Source organism: Streptomyces hygroscopicus subsp. hygroscopicus, from assembly GCF_001553455.1.
In the GTDB taxonomy this organism is placed as follows: Bacteria; Actinomycetota; Actinomycetes; order Streptomycetales; family Streptomycetaceae; genus Streptomyces; species Streptomyces hygroscopicus.
This window is the reverse complement of record NZ_BBOX01000154.1, coordinates 1-1700: the sequence shown is the minus strand read 5'-3', so window position 1 is coordinate 1700 and position 1700 is coordinate 1. Positions and strand designations below refer to the sequence as shown.

General features: G+C 66.1%; 2 protein-coding genes. One reads left to right on the top strand and one right to left on the bottom strand.

Translation table 11 applies throughout. The annotated features are described in order from the left end of the window. The first annotated feature begins 73 nt into the window (after positions 1–73). Positions 74–739, top strand: a complete 666-nt coding sequence (locus AXW62_RS17575; protein ID WP_060945362.1) for a CBS domain-containing protein — start codon at positions 74–76, stop codon at positions 737–739. A 250-nt stretch (positions 740–989) separates the two neighbouring features. Here the strand turns inward: AXW62_RS17575 and AXW62_RS17570 are convergent. Further along, a partial coding sequence (locus AXW62_RS17570) for a serine hydrolase domain-containing protein (RefSeq protein WP_159060906.1) occupies positions 990–1700 on the bottom strand: 711 nt, incomplete at its 5' end.

Genomic DNA, 1700 nt, shown 5'->3' with positions numbered 1-1700 from the left:
ACCGGATCGAGCAGAGGCTGGCGGCGAGCGGCGAGACCGGCCCGAGACAGCCAGCGTGAGCTAGGAGGATGCCGTGCCCCGGAGTGCGCACATCGTGAGCGATGTGATGACCCATACCGTCGTCGCCGTCGGCCGCGAAGCGCCGTTCAAGGAGATCGTCAGAACGCTGGAGCAGTGGAGGGTGAGCGCGCTGCCGGTGCTGGAGGGCGAGGGCCGGGTCATCGGCGTGGTCTCCGAGGCGGATCTGCTGCCCAAGGAGGAGTTCCACGACAGCGATCCGTCGCGGGTGGAGCTGCTGTGCGACCTTCCCGGCGTCGCCAAGGCGGGCGCGGTGACGGCCGACGAGCTGATGACGTCCCCCGCCATCACCGTGCACGCGAACGCGACGCTCGCCGAGGCGGCACGGATCATGACCCACAAACGGATCAAGCGGCTCCCGGTGGTGGACCGGGAGGGCCGCCTCGAGGGCATCGTCAGCCGCGCCGATCTGCTGAAGGTGTTCCTGCGGCCGGACGAGGACATCGAGGAGGAGGTGCGGCGCGAGGTGGTGGCCCACCTCTTCCCGGCAGCGGGCGAAACCGTCGGGGTGAGTGTGAACGAGGGCGTGGTCACCCTGACCGGGCGGGTCAGGGAGGCCGTCCTCATCCCGGCGGCGGCCCGTCTCATCCGGGCGATCGAGGGCGTGGTGGACTTCGACAACCAGCTCACGACCGCGCCCCCGGCGCCCCAGCGGCACTAGGGCGTGTCCGTGTTTCGAAAGTGCTGGTCACAGCCATTCGTTGATGGCCGCGACCAGCACGGTCGCCTCATACCGGACGGCGAGCTTGTCGTACCTCGTCGCCACCGCGAAGAATGGCCGCATCACGGCCTGCCGATTCCCGGGGCCTCAGCAGGCCGAGTGACCTGCGACGTTAAAGGTTAAGCTCAGGAAGAAGGGAGCTCAGACCTCGCAGTGCAGCTACCTGGAAGTCACGCAGCTGGCTCCGGGGCTACTGGTGCCGTGGGAGAGCCTGTGCCTTCTGCGCCGAAAGAGTCGTGTAAACGGTACCGGCGAAGTCGGTCAGCGTGTCCCCTTCGCCAACGGCGCTGTTGACGGCGATGGCGATGATCATGCCAGTCTTCGGGAAGTACATGTGCAGCACCCGGTTTCCATAAGTGGCCCCCTCATAGGCCCAGACCGTCCCGGCCACAGGATGGACGAACTTCACGACACCGAGCCCGAAACCCATGGGATCGTCGGCCGTGACGCTCTTGATGGGCTTACTCGTCTTTGTCGAGACCAGGGACTCCAGCTCGCGCTGCTGCGCTGAGGGCAGCAGTCGACCGCTGTACAGCGCCCTGTCCCAAGCCGTCATGTCTCGCAGTGAACTCACCAGGCCACCCGCCCCCTGCGCCCAGGACAGGTCGAGCCGAGGAAGTGACTTGTTGAGATGCTTCGGCAGGACGGAATGGGTGGAGTACGGCGTCGGCATGCGCGAGGCCGTGTCCGGAGGGCAGTCCGGGGGGAGGCAGGTGTCGTTCATTCCGAGAGGTTCGATGATCCGCTCGGCGAGCCGTTCATGGTAAGTATCGTGCGACGCTCGTTCGACAATCATCTGCGCGAGGAGGTAGTTCGTATTCGAATACTCGTACTTCGCGGGACCCAGTGGCAGGCCCTCCACATAGGACATAAGGCGCTCCAGCGTGAAGCGCGTGGACGG